Genomic DNA, 18,959 nt, shown 5'->3' on the forward strand with positions numbered 1-18,959 from the left:
ATGCGTATTCTGATGATTATCGACGGTCTGCCCGGCGGCGGCGCAGAAAAAGTGGTGCTGACGCTGTGCCAGGGCATGCAGCAAATGGGCAATGACGTCAGTCTGATTTCATTGCGCGATGTCTGTAACTACCCTATCCCTACCGGCATTCACTACCAGGTGGTGGCGGACAGCAGCCGTTCGCCATGGCGTAAACTGACCGAGCTGTCTCGCCGCGCCGCCGCGTTGGACAAGGCCATCGCAGATAACGAACGCCAACAGGGCGCCTATGATCTGGTGTTCTCCAACCTGCATAAAACCGATCGCATCGTCAGCCGCAGCAAACTGCTCTCGTCAGATCGCCTGTGGTTTTGCATTCACGGCATCCTTTCAACCTCTTATCTGGGCCACCGCAAGGGCTGGATCGCTGGTTGAAACAGCGAAAAATCGCGGCGGTTTACCAAGGCAGAAATATCGTTGCGGTATCAAAGGCCGTCGGGGACGATTTACAGCGGAACCTGCCGATCCAGCCAAGCAGACTGGAAGTGATCAATAATCCGTTCGACATTGCCAGCATCGAGCAGCAGGCGGCAGAGCCCTGCGAGTTGGCGGGCAAAGATTACCTGGTGCACGTTGGGCGTTTTCATCCGCACAAACGGCACGATCGCCTGCTGAAAGCCTATGCCCAATCAGGTATACAGGCGCCGTTGGCGCTGATCGGCACCGGCAGCGAATCCCATATCGCACAGGTGAAGCAACTGGCGAACCAGTTGGGCATTGCCGAGCGCGTGCTGTTTCTCGGCTTCCAGGCCAATCCCTACCCGTTTATTCGCCACGCATCCCTGCTGGTGCTGAGCTCCGACAGTGAGGGCTTTGGCAACGTACTGGTTGAAGCGCTGCTGTGCGATACGCCGGTGGTCAGCACCCGTTGCCCGGGCGGTCCTGCGGAAATTCTGGAAAAAGCGGGAATGGAAAACGCATTGGCGGAGCTCAATGAAAAATCGCTGGCGGAAAAAATGGCGGAAATGTATGCCTCGCCCCCGGAGATTAATCACCAACAGCTGCTGAGCTATGGGTTACAGCCTATTTGTCAGCAATATTTATCGCTCAAAAAATAATTAAGGCAGGGGAAACCCTGCCTTATTTTTAATTAATTGAACGCCTGTATTTTTTCCCACACATCATCAACGGGCACATCAATACAGTCACCCGATTCGGTCTGCAAAATGTGATAGCGGCCGGACCATGGGTGCCAGGATTCTTTATCCGTATCGCCAAAGAACACCACCATATCTTTATTCAACGCGGCAGCCAGATGCATCTGCCCACCATCGCTGCACAACACCCTGTCGCATAAATCAAAACCGGCCAGTAATTCCCGCACCGACGCCGTTGGGTACAGCGCCACACGCTCGTTCTGGCACAGCGCCAAAAGCTGCTCTGCCCGTTTCTGATCGCCAATATCATCCGGCGTCAGCGTGCCCTGAGGCGACCAAAAAATCAGGACTCCCGTGTTGGGTTCAGCAAGTAAGCGATTGATAATTTCAGCATAGCGTTCGATCGGCCAGCGCCGCTTAGGACTGCGGCTGCTGATATGAACGGCACAAATCCGCTCGACCGACGGTAAGCTGGCTTGCAACCGCTGCGCTGCCTGTTGACGCTCTTCCGCGGTCAGAAACACCCGCACCGGCGGGATAGGGATGGATTGTTCGGTAATAGCCGAGAGGTAGCTGAAGGTATGTTCTACCTGATGTTTTCCGCTGAAATTCGCCTTGCGGAAAGGATGATGAATATCAGGCGTGCCTAAATCTGCACCAATGATATTGCTGACCCCGGCCATTTTTGCCAATCGCAGGCTGTACTTGCAGGGTACCGGATTGGCCAGGATGGCCGCGTCGAATTTTATTTTACGCAGCTGAAGAAAAATCATCAGCCGTTCGAAATAAACCCCCAGCGTGGTTTCATTTTTCGCCTTATGCTTTGCTTTTTTATAGACAAAGACTTTTTCCAGATGCGGGTTATTTTTAACGACATCCTGGCTAACTTTATTGATTAACAGATAAAGTTTGGCGTCCGGATAGGCAATTTTCACCCCTTCGATCAACGGGGTTGTACAAACAAGATCGCCAATATTGTCACGGCGAATAATTAAAATATTCTTCATTCCAAGCCTATCAGCGAAATCTCTCGCCTGTTGTCTGAAACTGACACCCAAGGTTACCAAATTAGCGCCTTTCCCTTCCAGTTATGGTACTATTCTGAATAACCCATATAAATGAAATTGATAGAATGTTGCTGCGTTTATATCAGGTACTACTCTACCTTATCCAACCCCTGATCTGGCTCCGCTTACTGTTGCGCAGCCGCAAAGCTCCAGCCTACCGTAAACGCTGGGCAGAACGCTATGGCTTCTGCGCCGGTAAAGTCGTGCCGGGCGGGATTATGCTGCATTCCGTCTCCGTGGGTGAAACGCTGGCCGCCATCCCCTTGGTCCGCGCGCTACGCCACCGCTACCCCTATTTACCGATTACTGTGACCACGATGACCCCGACAGGTTCAGAACGCGTGCAGTCCGCCTTCGGTAAAGACGTGCATCACGTTTATCTGCCTTACGATCTGCCTGGCTCGATGCGCCGCTTCCTGGATCAGGTGAATCCCAAGCTGGTCATCATCATGGAAACCGAGCTGTGGCCCAACCTGATTAACGCATTGCATCAGCGCCAAATTCCGCTGGTGATCGCCAACGCCCGCCTCTCTGCCCGCTCAGCCGCCGGTTATAAAAAAATCGGCGGTTTTGTCCGCGATATGCTGCGCCGTATTACGCTGATCGCCGCGCAAAATCAGGAAGATGGCGAGCGCTTTATCGAACTAGGCCTGAAGCGCTCACAGCTTACCGTTACCGGTAGCCTGAAATTCGATATTTCCGTTACTCCGGAACTGGCCGCACGCGCGGTCACTTTGCGCCGTCAATGGGCGCCCCGTCGCCCGGTGTGGATCGCCACCAGCACCCATGAAGGTGAAGAAAGCATTCTGCTGGCTGCACACCGAAAACTGCTGGAGAAACACCCTGACCTGCTGTTGATCCTGGTGCCTCGCCACCCGGAACGCTTCGCTACCGCTAAAGATCTGGTACAAAAAGCTGGTTTCAGTTACACCCTGCGCAGCAGCGGTGAAATCCCTTCCGGCGGTACTCAGGTGGTGATCGGCGATACTATGGGCGAATTGATGCTGCTGTACGGCATTGCCGATCTGGCCTTCGTTGGCGGCAGCCTGGTGGAACGTGGCGGACACAACCCGCTGGAAGCCGCGGCACATGCCATTCCGGTACTGATGGGTCCCCATACCTTCAACTTCAAGGACATTTGCGCCAAACTGTCGCAAGCGGAAGGGTTGATCACCGTGACCGACGAGGAAGCGCTGGTCAAGGAAGTGGCTACATTGCTCACCGATGAAGACTATCGTCGCTATTACGGCCGCCACGCGGTGGAAGTGCTGTATCAAAACCAGGGAGCGCTGCAACGCCTGCTGCAACTGTTGGAACCGCACCTGCCGCCTCGGAGCCATTAAATGAGCGACCGTAAAAGCCTGTCGGTGGTGATTATCGCCAAGAACGAGGCCGGGCTGCTGCCGGATTGCCTGCACTCCGTTGCCTGGGCAGACGAAATCATCATGCTCGACTCTGGCAGCCAGGATGACAGCGTCGCCGTTGCCAAAAGCCTGGGTGCCAAAGTATTCACCCATACCGACTGGCAGGGCTTCGGCAAACAGCGCCAACTGGCTCAAAGTTACGCCAGCCACGACTATATTTTGATGATTGACGCCGACGAACGCGTTACGCCGGAATTGCGCCAGTCGATTGAACAAGCGCTGGCCGCGCCAGATGAGAATAAGGTCTACAGCTGCGCACGCCGCAACCTGTTCCTGGGGCGCTTTATGCGCCACAGCGGCTGGTATCCCGATCGCGTCAACCGCCTGTATGCCAATCGGCGTTATCGCTATAACGACAATCTGGTGCACGAGTCGCTCAATACTGACGGGGCGAAAGTGGTGCCCCTTAGCGGCGACCTGCTGCACCTGACCTGCCGTGACTTCTTTGCCTTTCAACGCAAACAGCTGCGTTATGCCGAAGAGTGGGCCATTCAACGCCACCAGGCTGGCAAGCGCTGCAGCTATCTGTCGATACTGACCCACACCCTTGGCGCCTTTTGCAAAACCTGGCTGCTGCGTGCCGGCTTCCTAGACGGTAAACAGGGGTTGCTGTTAGCCGTGGTCAACGCGCAATATACCTTCAATAAATATGCCGCACTCTGGGCATTGGGCCGCAACTATTCAGAGAAGTGAATCATGACCCGTAAAGCCATTTATCCCGGTACTTTCGATCCCATGACTAACGGTCACCTGGACTTGGTGACTCGTGCATCTTTGATGTTCGACCATGTCATCCTGGCCATTGCTGCCAGCCCGAGCAAAAAGCCGCTGTTCACGTTGGATGAACGCGTAGCCTTGGCCAGCCAGGTGACGTCGCATCTGGATAACGTGGAAGTGCTGGGGTTCAGTGAACTGATGGCGCACTTTGCCGCCCATCAGAATGCCAATATTCTGGTACGCGGCTTGCGTGCGGTCTCTGATTTTGAATATGAATTGCAGTTGGCGAACATGAACCGCCATTTAATGCCGACATTGGAAAGCGTGTTCCTGATGCCTTCCGAAGAGTGGTCGTTCATCTCCTCCACCCTGGTGAAGGAAGTTGCACGGCACGGCGGCGATATCTCACCTTTCCTGCCGGCCGTAGTCACTCAGGCATTGTTCGAAAAGCTCGCCGAACACTAATCAGCGCTGGCAGCGACGGCAGAAAAATGTGCTGCGCTGCCCGTGTTTGGCAGACTCAATCGGCGTGCCGCATGCGCGACAAGGCTCCCCCGCACGGCCGTACACCTGCAACTCCTGCGCGAAATAACCCGGTTTACCGTCTGACTGCAGGAAATCGCGCAGCGTGGTGCCCCCCTGTTCGATTGAACGCAGCAACACCGCCTTGATGGTCTCCGCCAATAACTCCGCCTCCGCTTTGCTCAGCGAGCCCGCTGGACGGCCTGGTAAGATCCCGGCGGTAAACAGCGATTCACTGGCGTAGATGTTGCCTACCCCGACCACCAACTTGTTATCCATCAACCAGGGTTTGATCAGCGTGCGCTTGTTGCGTGACTTTTCGTACAGGTAAGCGCCGTTAAAGGCTTCGCTTAGCGGTTCCGGCCCCAGGTGCGCCAGCACGTTGCTGGCCGCCAGATCCTCGCACCATAACCAGGCGCCAAAACGGCGGGGATCGGTATAGCGCAGGGTCATGCCATTGCTGATCACCAGATCGACGTGGTCGTGCTTGCCGGCTTCGGTTTCCTCAGCCAGCATGCGCAGGCTGCCGGACATGCCCAGGTGAACAATAATCCAACCGTGGTCCAGTTCAATCAGCAGATACTTGGCACGGCGTTGCACGCTGCGCACCGGTTGGTCGCTCAGCGCCAGAATTTGCTCGGAAACCGGCCAGCGCAGGCGGGCATTACGCACCACCGCATATTGAATGCTGTGACCGACAAGATAAGGTTCAATCCCGCGTCGGCTGGTTTCAACTTCTGGTAATTCAGGCATCTGGCGCTCTCCCGTTGATTTCCTACCTTTATAAAACAAAAAACCCGGCCGAGGCCGGGTTTTTATTAATCCACTAAAATTATTTAATTTTAGCTTCTTTGTACAGTACGTGTTGACGGACAACTGGATCGAATTTCTTCAGTTCCAATTTTTCCGGCTTAGTACGCTTGTTCTTCGTGGTGGTATAGAAGTGACCAGTACCAGCAGAAGAAACCAGCTTGATCTTCTCGCGAACACCTTTAGCCATGATTCAGTTCCTTAATACTTCTCACCACGGGCACGCAGATCGGCCAAGACCGTCTCAATACCCTTCTTATCGATAACACGCATACCTTTAGCAGATACACGCAGAGTTACAAAGCGCTTCTCAGCCTCAACCCAAAAACGGTGTGAGTGCAGGTTCGGCAGAAAACGGCGTTTGGTCGCGTTCATTGCGTGGGAACGGTTGTTACCGCTCACCGGGCGCTTGCCAGTAACTTGGCAGACTCGGGACATGTCTATTCTCCAAAAATCAAATCAGCTCGAGCTTCGTATAGGGTATGGCCGCCTCGTCAGGCTTTTAGAGCCCATCTCAGCAAACTTCATACTGAGGAGACTCTCGTCATCAGGTCAGAAACCACACATCAGGTTAGAAACCTGCTGAGATAGGCTCTTGCGCCAAACCCAAGATTCTCAAAGGTGGCGTAGTATACGCTCTGAAGCGTAAGTGCTCAAGTCCCGAACAGCTAAAGATCCCATAAGGATCGCGAAAAAATCGCTTAAAGCCATCCGCGTTCGGCAAAAGAGACGCATTCACCCCGACCTATAACCAAATGATCGAGCACTCGGATCTCCAATAACAGGCAGGCATTAACCACTTGCTCAGTTATCAAACGGTCGGCGTGGCTGGGTTCAGCCTTACCCGAAGGATGATTATGCGCCAGAATAATGGCGGCCGCATTAGCCTTCAACGCTTCACGCACAATTTCTCTCGGGTGTACGACGACGCTGCTGATGGTACCAGCAAACATCTCCTGATGGCGAATAACACGGTGCTGATTGTCTAAAAACAATACCAAAAACACTTCCCTTTCATGGTGCGCCAGCAAACTTTGCAGATAATGCTGGGTCATCCTGGGGTTGAGCATGGCATTTTCCTGTGCCAGATGACTGGAAAAGAAGCGGAACGCCAGCTCCGAAATCGCCTGCAGTTGGGCATAACTGGAATTACCCAGCCCCTTGTGACTGCAAAAAACCGAATGGTCTGCCGACATCAGGTGATACAGCGAGCCAAACTGCGCCAATAATTGCTCTGCCAGTTGCATAACGTGCACGCCGGGAAAGCCGGTGCGCAGGAAAATGGCCAGCAGCTCCGCATCGGACAATGCCGACGCCCCGTAACGCAACAATTTTTCCCGTGGCGCCAATGTATCCTGCCACAGGGTGATTACCTGACTGCTCATTAACACCCTCCCAAAAACGCCACAGCATGCCACGCAGCGAAGCAGCTCACGACAGGTGTTTGATAACATTGCGAAGTGCTGCGCAAAGCACAATGTAACGCGTTGCAGGCGCAGCGGAATCACTCACCTGTCGGACGGTTATGCTAAAATGGCACATCTTTCGGATTCAATCGGACAATCATGATGACGGGACTTTCCGGCAAACATATTGTGCTTGGCATCAGTGGCGGTATCGCCGCATACAAATGCCCAGAACTGGTACGCCGCCTGCGTGACAGAGGCGCGGAAGTGCGTGTGATAATGACAGGCGCGGCGAAAGCCTTTATCACGCCGCTGACGCTGCAGGCCGTTTCCGGCTACCCGGTCTCGGACGATCTGCTGGATCCCGCCGCCGAAGCTGCCATGGGCCATATTGAGCTCGGCAAATGGGCGGACCTGGTGATTCTGGCGCCGGCTACCGCCGATCTGCTGGCGCGCGTCGCCGCCGGAATGGCCAACGATCTGCTGACCACCGTCTGCCTGGCCACGGCGGCACCGATCGCTGCCGCACCCGCCATGAACCAGCAAATGTACCGCGCCGTCGCCACCCAGGCCAATCTGCAGACGCTACAAGCGCGCGGTATGCTGCTCTGGGGGCCTGACAGCGGCAGTCAAGCCTGTGGCGACGTCGGCCCAGGCCGCATGCTCGATCCGCTGGAAATCGTCGAACTGGCGAACAGCCATTTCTCCGCACCGCAAGATCTGAAACATTTAAAGATTATGCTCACCGCCGGCCCCACGCGCGAAGCGCTGGATCCGGTTCGTTTCATCAGCAACCACAGCTCCGGCAAGATGGGCTTTGCCATCGCCGCCGCCGCCGCCGCACGCGGTGCGCAGGTCACGCTGATCGCGGGGCCGGTCACTCTGCCGACGCCGCCATCGGTCACCCGGGTAGACGTGATCAGCGCATTGGAAATGGAGCAGGCGGTCCAGCAAAGCGCCGGCCAACAGGATATTTTTATTTCCTGTGCCGCCGTGGCCGATTACCGTGCCGAGCAGATTTCCGATGAAAAAATAAAAAAACAGGGTGATGAAATCATCCTCAAAATGGTAAAAAACCCCGATATCGTTGCCGGCGTCGCCGCGATGACCAAAAATCGGCCTTTTGTCGTGGGGTTTGCTGCCGAAACCCAGAATGTGGAAGAATACGCGCGACAAAAACTGGCGCGTAAGAAACTGGATTTAATTTGCGCTAACGATGTATCGCTTGCAGAGCATGGGTTTAACAGTGACACCAATGCCTTGCACCTTTTTTGGCAGAATGGAGAAAAGCGCCTGCCGCTGAGCGACAAGGCACTCCTTGGCCAACGTTTAATAGACGAGATAGTCAGCCGTTATGATGAAAAAAATCGACGTTAAAATCCTCGACCCGCGTATCGGGAAGGACTTCCCTTTACCGACCTACGCCACCCCAGGTTCCGCAGGCCTTGATCTACGTGCCTGCCTGGACAGCGCTGTCGAGTTGGCGCCGGGTGAAACCACGCTGCTGCCAACGGGCCTGGCTATTCATATTGCCAACACCGATCTTGCCGCAGTGATCCTGCCGCGTTCCGGTCTGGGCCATAAACACGGTGTGGTACTGGGCAATCTGGTCGGCCTGATCGACTCCGACTACCAGGGCCAGCTGATGGTGTCCGTCTGGAACCGTGGTCAGAAATCCTTCACTATTGAGCCAGGTGAACGTATCGCGCAGATGGTGTTCGTGCCGGTAGTTCAGGCTGAATTCAATCTGGTAGAAGAGTTCGACAGCAGCGAACGCGGTGCCGGTGGCTTTGGCCACTCTGGCCGCCACTAAGCGCTGCCTGATACCTGACCGACGACAAGGAATTGTCGCCTTAAATCTTGCTACCCCGGAGAAGGACAGCTCCATGGCAAGATTTGGCCGACTACGATTACAGCGCACACCAGGGCGCACGGAGAATACAGGTCGTTAAGGCCGCTGACCCCAGCATCGTAAAAAAGCTATCACATAAGCCGCACAGAGCTTTCTCTGCAACGGCCGGTGCCCGGGTTTCCGAAAGTCTAAGCAGTTTTAGCAAGGGTCTAATCAGACATGGCAGAAAAAGAAAATATCAAAAGGAATCGGCGCGAGGAAATACTGCAGGCATTAGCCCAGATGCTGGAGTCCAGCGACGGTAGCCAACGTATTACCACCGCTAAACTTGCCGCTAACGTCGGAGTCTCCGAAGCTGCACTCTACCGGCACTTTCCCAGCAAAACACGGATGTTCGACAGCCTGATCGAGTTTATTGAAGACAGCCTGATCACGCGCATCAACCTGATTTTGCAGGATGAAAAAGAGACCTTTAACCGCCTGCGCCTGATTTTGCTGCTGGTATTGGGGTTCGCCGAACGCAACCCTGGCCTGACGCGAATCATGACCGGCCATGCGCTGATGTTTGAACAGGATCGCCTGCAAGGCCGCATCAACCAGCTGTTTGAACGCATTGAAGCGCAATTGCGTCAGGTACTGAAAGAGCGAAAACTGCGGGAAGGCAAAGGCTTTATCGTGGACGAAACGCTGCTGGCAAGCCAGCTGCTGGCGTTCTGCGAGGGGATGCTGTCGCGCTACGTGCGATCTGAATTCCGCTATCGCCCAACCCAAGAGTTCGATGGCCGCTGGCCACTGCTGGCGGCACAGCTGCAATAAACCCGTTACCGGGCGCATTCTACGCGCCCGGTAACGTAGATACTGAGTTAGACCCCGTACTGCTCACGATAGGCGCGCACCGCCGCCAGGTGATCCGCCATTTCTGGCTTTTCTTCGAGATAAACAATCAAATCCTTCAGCGTCACGATGGAAATCACCTTGCAGTGATAGTCACGCTCAACTTCCTGAATGGCCGAAATATCCGCACGACCTCGTTCCTGACGATCGAGTGAAATCAGCACGCCGGCCAACGTTGCGCCGCTGGCACCGATGATTTCCATGGATTCACGGATAGCCGTACCGGCAGTGATCACATCGTCCACCAGCATCACGCGGCCCTGTAGCGGGCTGCCTACCAGCGTGCCACCTTCGCCATGGGTCTTGGCTTCCTTACGGTTAAAACAGTAAGGCACGTCGCGCTCATGGTGCTCTGCCAAAGCCACCGCCGTGGTGGTGGCAATCGGGATACCTTTGTAAGCAGGACCAAACAGCAGATCGAACTCGATACCGGAATCCATCAGAGCTTCAGCGTAGAAACGCCCGAGTAGCGCAAGATCACGCCCGGTATTAAACAGGCCGGCATTAAAGAAATACGGGCTGGTGCGGCCGGATTTCAGGGTGAACTCGCCGAATTTCAATACCTGCTTGTTAAGCGCGAACTCGATAAACTGGCGCTGATAGGCTTTCATTACTGCTTCTCCTCGTCTGGTCGGTTAGATCTGTTAATACTGCCGCCCGATCGCCGGGCGTAAAAAAGGCGACTCTTGAGTCGCCTTAAAAAATTAGTCTGCCAGCGCCGCTTTCTGCGCCTGGAAGATGGTATCGATGCCCCCTCGGGCCAGCGCCAATAGCGCCAACAGTTCATCATGGCTGAACGGCTCGCCCTCGGCGGTGCCCTGCACCTCGATCATACGGCCATCTTCCATCATCACCACGTTCATGTCGGTTTCTGCTGCAGAGTCTTCAACGTACTCCAAATCGCACAGCGCTTCGCCGTTAACGATACCGACGGAAACCGCCGCCACCAGCCCTTTCATCGGGTTGGCTTTCAGCTTGCCGTTGGCTACCAGCGCATTCAACGCATCGGCCAGCGCAACGCAGGCGCCGGAAATGGACGCGGTACGGGTACCGCCATCGGCCTGCAATACGTCACAGTCGAGAGTGATGGTGAACTCACCGAGTTTTTTCAGATCTACCGCGGCACGGAGCGAACGGGCAATCAGGCGCTGGATCTCCAGCGTGCGGCCACCCTGCTTGCCTTTGGCGGCCTCGCGGGCGTTACGGCTGTGGGTGGAACGCGGCAACATGCCGTACTCAGCGGTGATCCAACCCTGGCCCTGACCTTTCAGGAAGCGCGGCACACCCTCTTCTACCGTGGCGGTGCACAAAACTTTGGTATCGCCAAACTCAACCAGCACTGAGCCTTCTGCGTGTTTGGTATAATGACGGGTCAGTGTCAGTGGGCGAACTTGTTGTGGTGCTCTGCCTGCAGGACGCATGGGCTCTCTCCGGCTTCTTATCAACGATTGGCTGCGCATTATACGGGCTTCGTGACGTAATGCCTATCCTGCCCGAAGGTCCAACGCTATAATCGCTCCATCTTTTCCTATTACGGGTACGCATCAATGATCCGCAGCATGACAGCCTACGCTCGGCGAGAAATCAAGGGTGAATGGGGCAGCGCAGCTTGGGAGCTGCGTTCCGTTAACCAACGCTATCTGGAAACCTACATCCGTCTGCCGGAACAATTCCGCAGCCTGGAACCGGTGATCCGCGAACGCATTCGTGGTCGTTTGACCCGCGGCAAAGTGGAGTGCAACCTGCGCTTTGAGCTGGATCCGAGCGCGCAAAGCTCGATGATCCTGAACGAAAAACTGGCCAAGCAGCTGGTTGAAGCCGCCAACTGGGTAAAAATGCAGAGCGACGAAGGGGAAATCGATCCTATCGACGTCCTGCGTTGGCCTGGCGTGATGTCTGCTCAAGAGCAGGATCTGGACGCCATCAGTGCACAACTGATGCAAGCGCTGGATGGTGCACTCGATGACTTCATTGTGGCTCGCGAAAGCGAAGGCACCGCACTGAAAGCGCTGATCGAACAGCGTCTGGAAGGCGTGAGCGCTGAAGTAATCAAGGTTCGCGCCCAAATGCCCAACATTCTGCAATGGCAGCGTGAGCGTCTGGTCAGCAAACTGGAAGAAGCCCAGGTGCAGCTGGAAAACACCCGCCTGGAGCAAGAGCTAGTGCTGATGGCGCAGCGTATTGACGTTGCCGAAGAGCTGGATCGCCTGGAAGCTCACGTAAAAGAAACGCACAACATCCTGAAGAAGAAAGAAGCCGTGGGCCGTCGCCTCGACTTTATGATGCAGGAGTTCAACCGCGAATCCAACACGCTGGCATCCAAGTCCATCAATGCCGAAGTGACCACTTCAGCCATCGAGCTGAAAGTGTTGATCGAGCAGATGCGCGAACAGATCCAGAATATCGAGTAACCTATTCACTCCTGGCTTAAGCCCGCGTTAGCGGGCTTTTTTTATGGCGCAGAAGACCGCACCTGAAAAGGCGCGGCGGTGGTATGCGGCTTAATACAGCTCTTGGGTTGGCCGCAAAACAATTTCGTTGATATCCACCTCCGCCGGTTGCTCGATGGCATAAGCGATGGCACGCGCTACGGAATCCGCCGGGATGGCCTGTTGATAAAACGCCTCAACGAACTTCACGCTTTCCCGGTCCGAGGTGCCAAGCTTCAGTTCGGAATCCACGGCTCCCGGACAGATAATGGTGGTGCGAATATGTGCCCCCACCTCATAACGCAAGCCTTCGGAGATAGCGCGTACCGCAAACTTGGTGCCGCTGTAAACGGCGCCGCCCGGGCTAAGCACCTTCAGACCGGCGACGGAGGCGACATTGATAAAGTGACCGCTCTGCTGTTGCTCGAACACCGGTAGCACAGCGGCAATACCATACAGCACGCCTTTGAGGTTGATATCGATCATCCGTTCCCATTCGTCGACCCGGGTGGCGCTCAGCGGGGCTATCGCCATTAACCCTGCGTTGTTCACCAACACATCAACGCGCCCAAATTCCGTTATTGCGGCATCGACCATTGCCTCCACGTCGTTACGGCGAGTGACATCTACCGCTACCGCGAGCGCTTTACCCCCGGCCGCGATGATTTCATTCGCCAATGCATCAAGACGCGTTTTGCGACGCGCTGCCAATACCAACGTTGCGCCCCGAGCGGCGAGATGGCGAGCTGTCGCCTCGCCCAATCCGCTACTGGCGCCGGTAATAATCACAACCTTGCCTGAAATCTGGTTCATACAGTTCTCCTCAGCAAAAAGGCCATAAAGCCTCCGTTATAGAACCGGATGTCGCGATGTGTCGTGAAGCCAAAAATACCCCTGCGATTTATAAGCCATCGCAAAGGCTGAAGTATAGTACAGCCGTAAAAAACCGGGTCACAAGCGACTCTCGCCGTGAAATTCGCGTTGAATTTATTTATGAAAAACTGCCGATAAGTAAGAGAGGATGACAATCGGCAACTTACCCGGCTTACCGAAAGTATTTTGTTCTAATTATCACGTAATGTAATGAAAGGCCGGGAGAGCTGTGGCTAAATGTGTTTTTTCCTGCCCGTTAAGCCGTACGGACTCTTTATGCCGCAAATTCTGCAATTTATTTTTGCCCTGGTGGTGATCATCGCCCTGGCACTACTGGTCAGTAATGACCGCAAGAAAATCCGCCTGCGTTATATTATTCAGCTTTTAGTCATTGAAGGCGCACTCGCCTATTTCTTCCTGCATTCAGAAAGCGGCCTGAGCGTCATCAAGCACGTTGCCGGTTTCTTTGAAACGCTGCTGACCTACGCCGCACAGGGTTCCGACTTTGTGTTTGGTGGCATGAGTAAGGACGGGCTGGCGTTTATCTTCCTGGGCGTGTTATGCCCGATTATCTTTATTTCCGCGCTGATCGGTATTTTGCAGCATTTCCGCATTCTGCCGCTGATTATCCGTCTGGTCGGCACCCTGCTGTCCAAGGTTAACGGCATGGGCAAACTGGAATCTTTCAACGCCGTCAGCACGCTGGTGCTCGGCCAGTCTGAAAACTTTATCGCCTACAAGGGCATCATCGGCGATATCTCGCCGCGTCGCATGTACACCATGGCAGCCACCGCCATGTCGACGGTATCCATGTCCATCGTCGGTGCCTACATGTCGATGATCGATGCGCAATACGTGGTAGCCGCGCTGATCCTCAACATGTTCAGTACCTTCATCATATTGTCGATCATCAACCCTTATCAGTTGGACGATGAACCCGAACTGAAACTGAGCAAGCTGCATGAAGACCAGAGCTTCTTTGAAATGCTGGGCGAGTACATCCTGGCGGGCTTCAAAATCGCGATGATTATCGCCGCCATGCTGATTGGCTTTATTGCGCTGATTTCAGCGGTAAACGCTCTGTTCTCCGCCGTGTTCGGCATCAGCTTCCAGCAAATCCTGGGCTATGTATTCTATCCACTGGCCTGGCTGATCGGTATCCCGGCACCGGATGCGCTACGAGCAGGCAGCATTATGGCGACCAAACTGGTGGCCAATGAGTTTGTGGCAATGATCGAACTGAAGAAAATCGCTACGGAGCTGTCACCGCGCGGCCTGGGCATTCTGTCGGTATTCCTGGTGTCTTTCGCCAACTTTGCCTCTATCGGCATCGTCGCCGGGGCAATCAAAGGGCTTAACGAGCGACAAGGTAACGTGGTTTCTCGTTTTGGTTTGAAGCTGGTCTATGGTTCCACGCTGGTCAGCCTGCTTTCGGCAGCCATCGCCGGACTGGTACTGTAAACACTATCCCGGCCTGCGGGCCGGGAGCTTATCAGAACGCGACGCACACGGGCGCATCAACCCGCATCACGGAATCCTGTGCAAACTGTTGTTTATAGCTGCTGCGCAATGCCTCAATATGGGTTTCACTTTCCTTGCCCGGCGCATGAATCAGCATCAGCGCTTTGCTGTTTTCGCGCGCCAGCTTGCCGTCATTACCCAACCACTGTCCTTTGGCATCAAATACCGATAACCCATCTTTAAAACGCGGCGTCACTTGCCGATCGACAAAACTCTGCCATTCGGCAGCACCGATCGCCGGCCCCGCAGGGCGATTAAGGCCAAAATAAAGCGTAGTTTGGACCATAGGATCGCCAACCTGGCAGGTCGCCGATTTTTGCGGCCCGGTGTTCTGAACCGGCGCAACGCAACCGCTCAACAGGATGGTCACAGCGGCAGCCGCCGCCAGCAGGGAAGTAGCTTTCATTTATCTTCATGTTCCTCAGTAAACGCCATCATCAGCCAGAGATCCCTCACCGCCAAGCGGCCTCGGGATCGCATGCAAAAAGCATAGTCAGCAATAGAAACCAATGCGAAATATCTAATGCTTTCTTGAATAAAATAAGGTTACAAAAGGCAATGGATAAGCAAATAAAACAAAAAATGGATTAACTAAAGTAATCCGAATTGCCATCGGTTAGAAAAACTCAGTGGTGCTATGTCCTCGCGGCTATTACCCTGCCACCATGACACTCATTCCCGCCCACCCTGTGAATATCTTATGTTATTGAGCATTCTTTATATCATCGGTATTACTGCCGAAGCCATGACTGGCGCACTGGCTGCCGGCCGCCGCCAAATGGACATGTTTGGCGTCATTATTATTGCCTCTGCCACGGCAATCGGTGGCGGTTCGGTACGCGACATGTTGCTCGGGCATTTCCCTCTGGGGTGGGTCAAACATCCTGAATATATCGTTATCGTTGCCATTGCCGCGATCGTCACCACCTGGCTGGCCCCCTTGATGCGTCACCTGCGCCGTCTTTTTCTGGTGTTGGATGCCGTTGGGCTGATTGTATTTTCAATCATCGGCGCACAGGTCGCGCTGGACATGGGCCACGGTGCCATCATTGCCGCGATTGCCGCGGTGATCACCGGCGTATTCGGCGGCGTTCTGCGCGATATGCTCTGCAACCGCATTCCGTTGGTATTCCAGAAAGAAATCTACGCCGGTATCTCCTTCGCCGCCGCCTGGCTGTACATCGGTCTGCAACACTTCAGCCTGCCACATAATATGGTGGTGATCATCACTTTGGTGGCCGGCCTCAGCGCCCGACTGATTGCTCTGCGCTTTCGGCTGGGTCTACCGGTGTTTAACTATCAGCATCCGGATCATTAATAAGGGCACCATAACAGCATAGGCAATCCCGTTGTTGATGGACTCCAAGAGGAACATCACATCAAGGCGCGCTGGCAAAACCCACAATCCCTTGTGAGCCCAGGGTGCTGGCCAGCGCCAAGACAGGCTGGTGCTGGAGAAAATCGGCAATCTGTTGTGCCCTTTTTGCACCAATACCGACGATTTGCCGCCACGCCACGGGGGACATTTGCTGGACCTGATGCCAGTTTGTCAGCGCCATCGTTTGCTGCGGGGAAAGCGGTATACCCAAAGCGAGCAGCCAACGCGCGAACGGTTGTTGTCGCGCCTGCTGAAATTGCCGGTGAATGCTTTGCCCTCGCTTACCGCCGATCCCGGGGGCGGCCATCAGTTGTTCCGGCGTTAGCAGCAGCCAATCCAGCAAATGCCGCACTAACCCCTGATCGATCAGCGTCTGCCAGGTGGATTCACTGACGCCGTGCAAACTTAACCCCTGCGGGCCGCTCAACCACACCAGTCTGGCAAGAAACTGCTGACGGCAATCCGGTCTCCAACTGAAACAACTCAACGCGTGGTAACGTTCAGCAGACGGCGCACTGGGCAGCGACCGGTCCGTTACGCGCCAGACCACGTTATTGAGATGTGGAATGCCGTGTCCCATCAAGCTGATGGTTACCTGATCTCCGGGCACAACCCCCCATTTTCGCCAACGTGGTAGCGAGCCGAGGTTAACCCGCGTCACCCATTTATCGTCCATCCTGACGGGGTCAAGCCGCAGCACCACGGCAATTTTTCCGGTGCGACCAATATTGAAATCAATACCATTGACCCTCGCCACTTGCTGCACGGGCGGATACTTCCAGGCAACGGCCCAATCACCGGGCCTGGCTTGCCAGTAGAGCCCCTGGGGTGAGTGTGCCTGATGGATCACCACACCATCGGTGACGAAAGGCAAAGCGGTTTTATGCCAATGCTCTCGCCATTGTTGCACCTCCGCCGAGGAGTTCACCGGCTGCGAAAAAGTCAGGGCAAGAGGAAAACCCATTTCAGCAAGCTGGCGTAAACGCTGCGCCATCTCCTGCGGACCGTTCGGCCAGGCCCAGACGAACAGACCGATCTGCTGGAGTAGCAGCGAGGGTTTATTTTTCATCAGCGCACCGGCGACCTTGGCACGGGCGTTGATGCCGCCGCTGACCTTTTGTTGATGACCGTTCACCATCAGAAACAGCTCGCCCTGCAGAATCAACGTTGGCGGGGCCCCCTTAATACTGACCGGCACCGCAGGAATAGTCCGCACTTTTTCCAGCCAGTTCTCGCCTTTCAGTCCGTTCCCTCGGCTGATCGCCGACGTCAGTTTTCCGTCGTGATAAACCAGCGTGATGGCGACACCGTCCACTTTGGGTTGAACCCAGAGATCACTACGCCCCTTTAACCATTGGTCGACGGCGGCAAGATCCGGCAATTTCCGCAACCCGGTATGCGCCACCGGGTGCGGCACCTTGCCTTCGGGTAAAAGCGGGCCAGCCCCCTCCTCCGGCGCTACCCTGCCATAACCGCAGCTTTTCGCGCAGGCTGTCGTAGACTTCATCTTCAATTAAACTGCTGCCCTGCTGGTAATAAGCTACGTCCCATCGTTCAAGCTGGTTTTTTAAGGCGGTTATCTCCAGTTGCATCCGCACCGGGCGCCACGCCGGACAGGCTTGCGCCCGAACAGTCTCACTGCACAGCAAACCGACCAGCAGCATCATCCCTATTCTCATGACACTTTTGCGCATCTTTCACCACCCTGATAACCGGCAGTAAAGCCGGAAGAGGAAAGCAAGACAATGGCCCATGAGGCGTTCTGCGCAGCGGTTCGATTAACGCCTGCCGGCATTGCAGAAAACCGTCAAAATTTGGCGATACGCTGCGCAAACCACCCTGTTTGAGGTTTTTTCAGCATAAAGCGGCGGGCAAAATGCGAGCTAACGCTGCATCCGGCACGTTAGCCGTGTATACTGTGCGGAGAAAATACACATCCGCTGTTATTGGCATATCAACGAATATCATCATGGCTCAAGGCACGCTTTATATTGTCTCTGCCCCTAGTGGCGCAGGGAAATCAAGTCTGATTCAGGCTTTGTTAAAGACGCAACCGCTGTACGACACGCAGGTTTCGGTTTCGCACACCACGCGCGACAGCCGCCCGGGTGAACAACATGGCGATCATTATTTCTTCGTCTCAAAAGAAGAATTCTGCCGAATGATTGAGCAGGATGCGTTTCTTGAGCACGCCGAAGTGTTCGGCAACTATTACGGTACCTCACGCGCTGCCATTGAGCAGGTGCTGTCGACCGGAGTAGACGTTTTCCTGGATATCGACTGGCAGGGCGCGCAACAAATTCGTGCCAAAATGCCCCAGGCGCGTAGCATCTTTATATTGCCGCCGTCGAAGGAAGAACTTGGCCGTCGCCTTCGTGGACGCGGACAAGACTCTGATGAAGTGATCGCCAAACGCATGGCGCAAGCCGTGGCGGAAATGACGCACTACGCGGAGTATGACTATTTAATCGTGAACGATGATTTCGATCTGGCACTGTCCGATCTGAAAACCATAATTCGCGCCGAACGCCTGCGTTTAGGCCGCCAATTACTGCGGCATGACGCTTTAATCAGCAAACTATTGGCAGACTGAAGACAGTTTCAGTATTATGCCCAGTCTTTTCGTCACCTGTGGAGTAGCACAAATATGGCACGCGTAACTGTTCAAGACGCTGTAGAGAAAATTGGTAACCGTTTTGACCTGGTGTTGGTCGCTGCTCGTCGGGCACGTCAAATCCAGACTGGCGGTAAAGATGCACTTGTTCCGGAAGAAAACGACAAGTACACCGTTATCGCACTGCGCGAAATCGAAGAAGGCCTGATCACCAGCCAGATCCTCGATGTTCGCGATCGTCAGGAGCAGCAAGAGCAGGAAGCCGCAGAAATTCAAGCGGTTACCGCGATTGCTGAAGGTCGTCGTTAATTAATTA

20 protein-coding genes and 2 pseudogenes are annotated in these 18,959 nt (G+C 54.7%); 12 read left to right on the forward strand and 10 right to left on the reverse strand.

What is annotated here, in order from left to right:
- A pseudogene (locus M495_RS23815) lies at positions 1–1,097 on the forward strand (glycosyltransferase).
- Positions 1,098–1,129: 32 nt separating this feature from the next.
- Here the strand turns inward: M495_RS23815 and M495_RS23820 are convergent.
- Positions 1,130–2,143, reverse strand: a complete 1,014-nt coding sequence (locus M495_RS23820) for a glycosyltransferase family 9 protein (RefSeq protein ID WP_020837605.1) — start codon at positions 2,141–2,143, stop codon at positions 1,130–1,132.
- A 125-nt stretch (positions 2,144–2,268) separates the two neighbouring features.
- Here M495_RS23820 and waaA point away from each other — a divergent pair, with 125 nt between their 5' ends.
- From waaA to coaD, 3 genes are read left to right on the forward strand one after another with little or no spacing between them, the layout of a single operon-like run.
- Positions 2,269–3,546: a lipid IV(A) 3-deoxy-D-manno-octulosonic acid transferase gene (gene waaA, locus M495_RS23825; protein ID WP_020837606.1), complete on the forward strand. Its 1,278-nt coding sequence runs from the start codon at positions 2,269–2,271 to the stop codon at positions 3,544–3,546.
- On the forward strand, positions 3,547–4,320 hold the full coding sequence (locus M495_RS23830; RefSeq protein ID WP_020837608.1) for a glycosyltransferase family 2 protein: 774 nt from the start codon (positions 3,547–3,549) through the stop codon (positions 4,318–4,320).
- Positions 4,321–4,323: 3 nt separating this feature from the next.
- A complete protein-coding gene (gene coaD, locus M495_RS23835) occupies positions 4,324–4,809 on the forward strand; it encodes a pantetheine-phosphate adenylyltransferase (protein WP_020837609.1) in 486 nt (161 codons plus the stop codon).
- On the opposite strand, the gene mutM is transcribed toward coaD, so the two are convergent.
- From mutM to radC, 4 genes are all read right to left on the reverse strand, one after another.
- A complete protein-coding gene (gene mutM / locus M495_RS23840) occupies positions 4,810–5,619 on the reverse strand; it encodes a bifunctional DNA-formamidopyrimidine glycosylase/DNA-(apurinic or apyrimidinic site) lyase (protein WP_020837611.1) in 810 nt (269 codons plus the stop codon).
- Between the two features lie 79 nt (positions 5,620–5,698).
- Positions 5,699–5,866 carry a 50S ribosomal protein L33 gene (rpmG, locus tag M495_RS23845; protein WP_002208990.1) on the reverse strand — a complete coding sequence of 56 codons (168 nt, stop codon included), beginning with the start codon at positions 5,864–5,866 and terminating at the stop codon, positions 5,699–5,701.
- Positions 5,867–5,877: 11 nt separating this feature from the next.
- On the reverse strand, positions 5,878–6,114 hold the full coding sequence (rpmB, locus tag M495_RS23850; RefSeq protein WP_004931195.1) for a 50S ribosomal protein L28: 237 nt from the start codon (positions 6,112–6,114) through the stop codon (positions 5,878–5,880).
- Positions 6,115–6,377: 263 nt separating this feature from the next.
- Complete coding sequence (radC, locus tag M495_RS23855; RefSeq protein ID WP_020837632.1) at positions 6,378–7,061, reverse strand: RadC family protein; 684 nt, start codon at positions 7,059–7,061, stop codon at positions 6,378–6,380.
- A 180-nt stretch (positions 7,062–7,241) separates the two neighbouring features.
- On the opposite strand from radC, the gene coaBC reads away from it, so the two are divergent.
- From coaBC to slmA, 3 genes are all read left to right on the forward strand, one after another.
- Complete coding sequence (coaBC, locus tag M495_RS23860; RefSeq protein ID WP_020837634.1) at positions 7,242–8,459, forward strand: bifunctional phosphopantothenoylcysteine decarboxylase/phosphopantothenate--cysteine ligase CoaBC; 1,218 nt, start codon at positions 7,242–7,244, stop codon at positions 8,457–8,459.
- Positions 8,437–8,895 (forward strand): dUTP diphosphatase, encoded by a 459-nt coding sequence (dut, locus tag M495_RS23865; protein ID WP_020837636.1) that lies wholly within the window; start codon positions 8,437–8,439, stop codon positions 8,893–8,895. Before coaBC ends, dut begins: the two co-directional genes overlap by 23 nt.
- A gap of 258 nt (positions 8,896–9,153) precedes the next feature.
- Positions 9,154–9,750 (forward strand): nucleoid occlusion factor SlmA, encoded by a 597-nt coding sequence (slmA, locus tag M495_RS23870; RefSeq protein ID WP_020837638.1) that lies wholly within the window; start codon positions 9,154–9,156, stop codon positions 9,748–9,750.
- Between the two features lie 47 nt (positions 9,751–9,797).
- Here the strand turns inward: slmA and pyrE are convergent, their stop codons facing one another.
- Both pyrE and rph read right to left on the reverse strand, forming a co-directional pair.
- Positions 9,798–10,439: an orotate phosphoribosyltransferase gene (gene pyrE / locus M495_RS23875; RefSeq protein ID WP_020837639.1), complete on the reverse strand. Its 642-nt coding sequence runs from the start codon at positions 10,437–10,439 to the stop codon at positions 9,798–9,800.
- 93 nt (positions 10,440–10,532) lie between these two features.
- On the reverse strand, positions 10,533–11,249 hold the full coding sequence (gene rph / locus M495_RS23880) for a ribonuclease PH (protein WP_012147518.1): 717 nt from the start codon (positions 11,247–11,249) through the stop codon (positions 10,533–10,535).
- 126 nt (positions 11,250–11,375) lie between these two features.
- Here rph and M495_RS23885 point away from each other — a divergent pair, with 126 nt between their 5' ends.
- A complete protein-coding gene (locus M495_RS23885) occupies positions 11,376–12,239 on the forward strand; it encodes a YicC/YloC family endoribonuclease (RefSeq protein ID WP_020837642.1) in 864 nt (287 codons plus the stop codon).
- A 90-nt stretch (positions 12,240–12,329) separates the two neighbouring features.
- Here M495_RS23885 and M495_RS23890 read toward each other — a convergent pair whose 3' ends face one another.
- Positions 12,330–13,070 (reverse strand): SDR family oxidoreductase, encoded by a 741-nt coding sequence (locus tag M495_RS23890; protein ID WP_020837643.1) that lies wholly within the window; start codon positions 13,068–13,070, stop codon positions 12,330–12,332.
- Positions 13,071–13,406: 336 nt separating this feature from the next.
- Here M495_RS23890 and M495_RS23895 point away from each other — a divergent pair, with 336 nt between their 5' ends.
- Positions 13,407–14,591 carry a NupC/NupG family nucleoside CNT transporter gene (locus M495_RS23895; protein ID WP_020837645.1) on the forward strand — a complete coding sequence of 395 codons (1,185 nt, stop codon included), beginning with the start codon at positions 13,407–13,409 and terminating at the stop codon, positions 14,589–14,591.
- A 31-nt stretch (positions 14,592–14,622) separates the two neighbouring features.
- Here M495_RS23895 and M495_RS23900 read toward each other — a convergent pair whose 3' ends face one another.
- Positions 14,623–15,057: a DUF3574 domain-containing protein gene (locus M495_RS23900; protein ID WP_020837646.1), complete on the reverse strand. Its 435-nt coding sequence runs from the start codon at positions 15,055–15,057 to the stop codon at positions 14,623–14,625.
- 294 nt (positions 15,058–15,351) lie between these two features.
- Here M495_RS23900 and M495_RS23905 point away from each other — a divergent pair, with 294 nt between their 5' ends.
- A complete protein-coding gene (locus tag M495_RS23905) occupies positions 15,352–15,969 on the forward strand; it encodes a trimeric intracellular cation channel family protein (RefSeq protein WP_020837649.1) in 618 nt (205 codons plus the stop codon).
- Positions 15,970–16,030: 61 nt separating this feature from the next.
- Here M495_RS23905 and ligB read toward each other — a convergent pair.
- Positions 16,031–17,723: pseudogene (gene ligB, locus M495_RS23910) on the reverse strand (NAD-dependent DNA ligase LigB).
- Positions 17,724–17,998: 275 nt separating this feature from the next.
- Here ligB and gmk point away from each other — a divergent pair.
- Positions 17,999–18,622 (forward strand): guanylate kinase, encoded by a 624-nt coding sequence (gmk, locus tag M495_RS23915; RefSeq protein WP_041415115.1) that lies wholly within the window; start codon positions 17,999–18,001, stop codon positions 18,620–18,622.
- Between the two features lie 54 nt (positions 18,623–18,676).
- Positions 18,677–18,952, forward strand: coding sequence for a DNA-directed RNA polymerase subunit omega (gene rpoZ / locus M495_RS23920; RefSeq protein WP_004953385.1), 276 nt, complete (start codon positions 18,677–18,679; stop codon positions 18,950–18,952).
- Positions 18,953–18,959 lie beyond the last annotated feature (7 nt).

Origin of the sequence: Serratia liquefaciens ATCC 27592, from assembly GCF_000422085.1 — a bacterium.
Taxonomy (GTDB): domain Bacteria; phylum Pseudomonadota; class Gammaproteobacteria; order Enterobacterales; family Enterobacteriaceae; genus Serratia; species Serratia liquefaciens.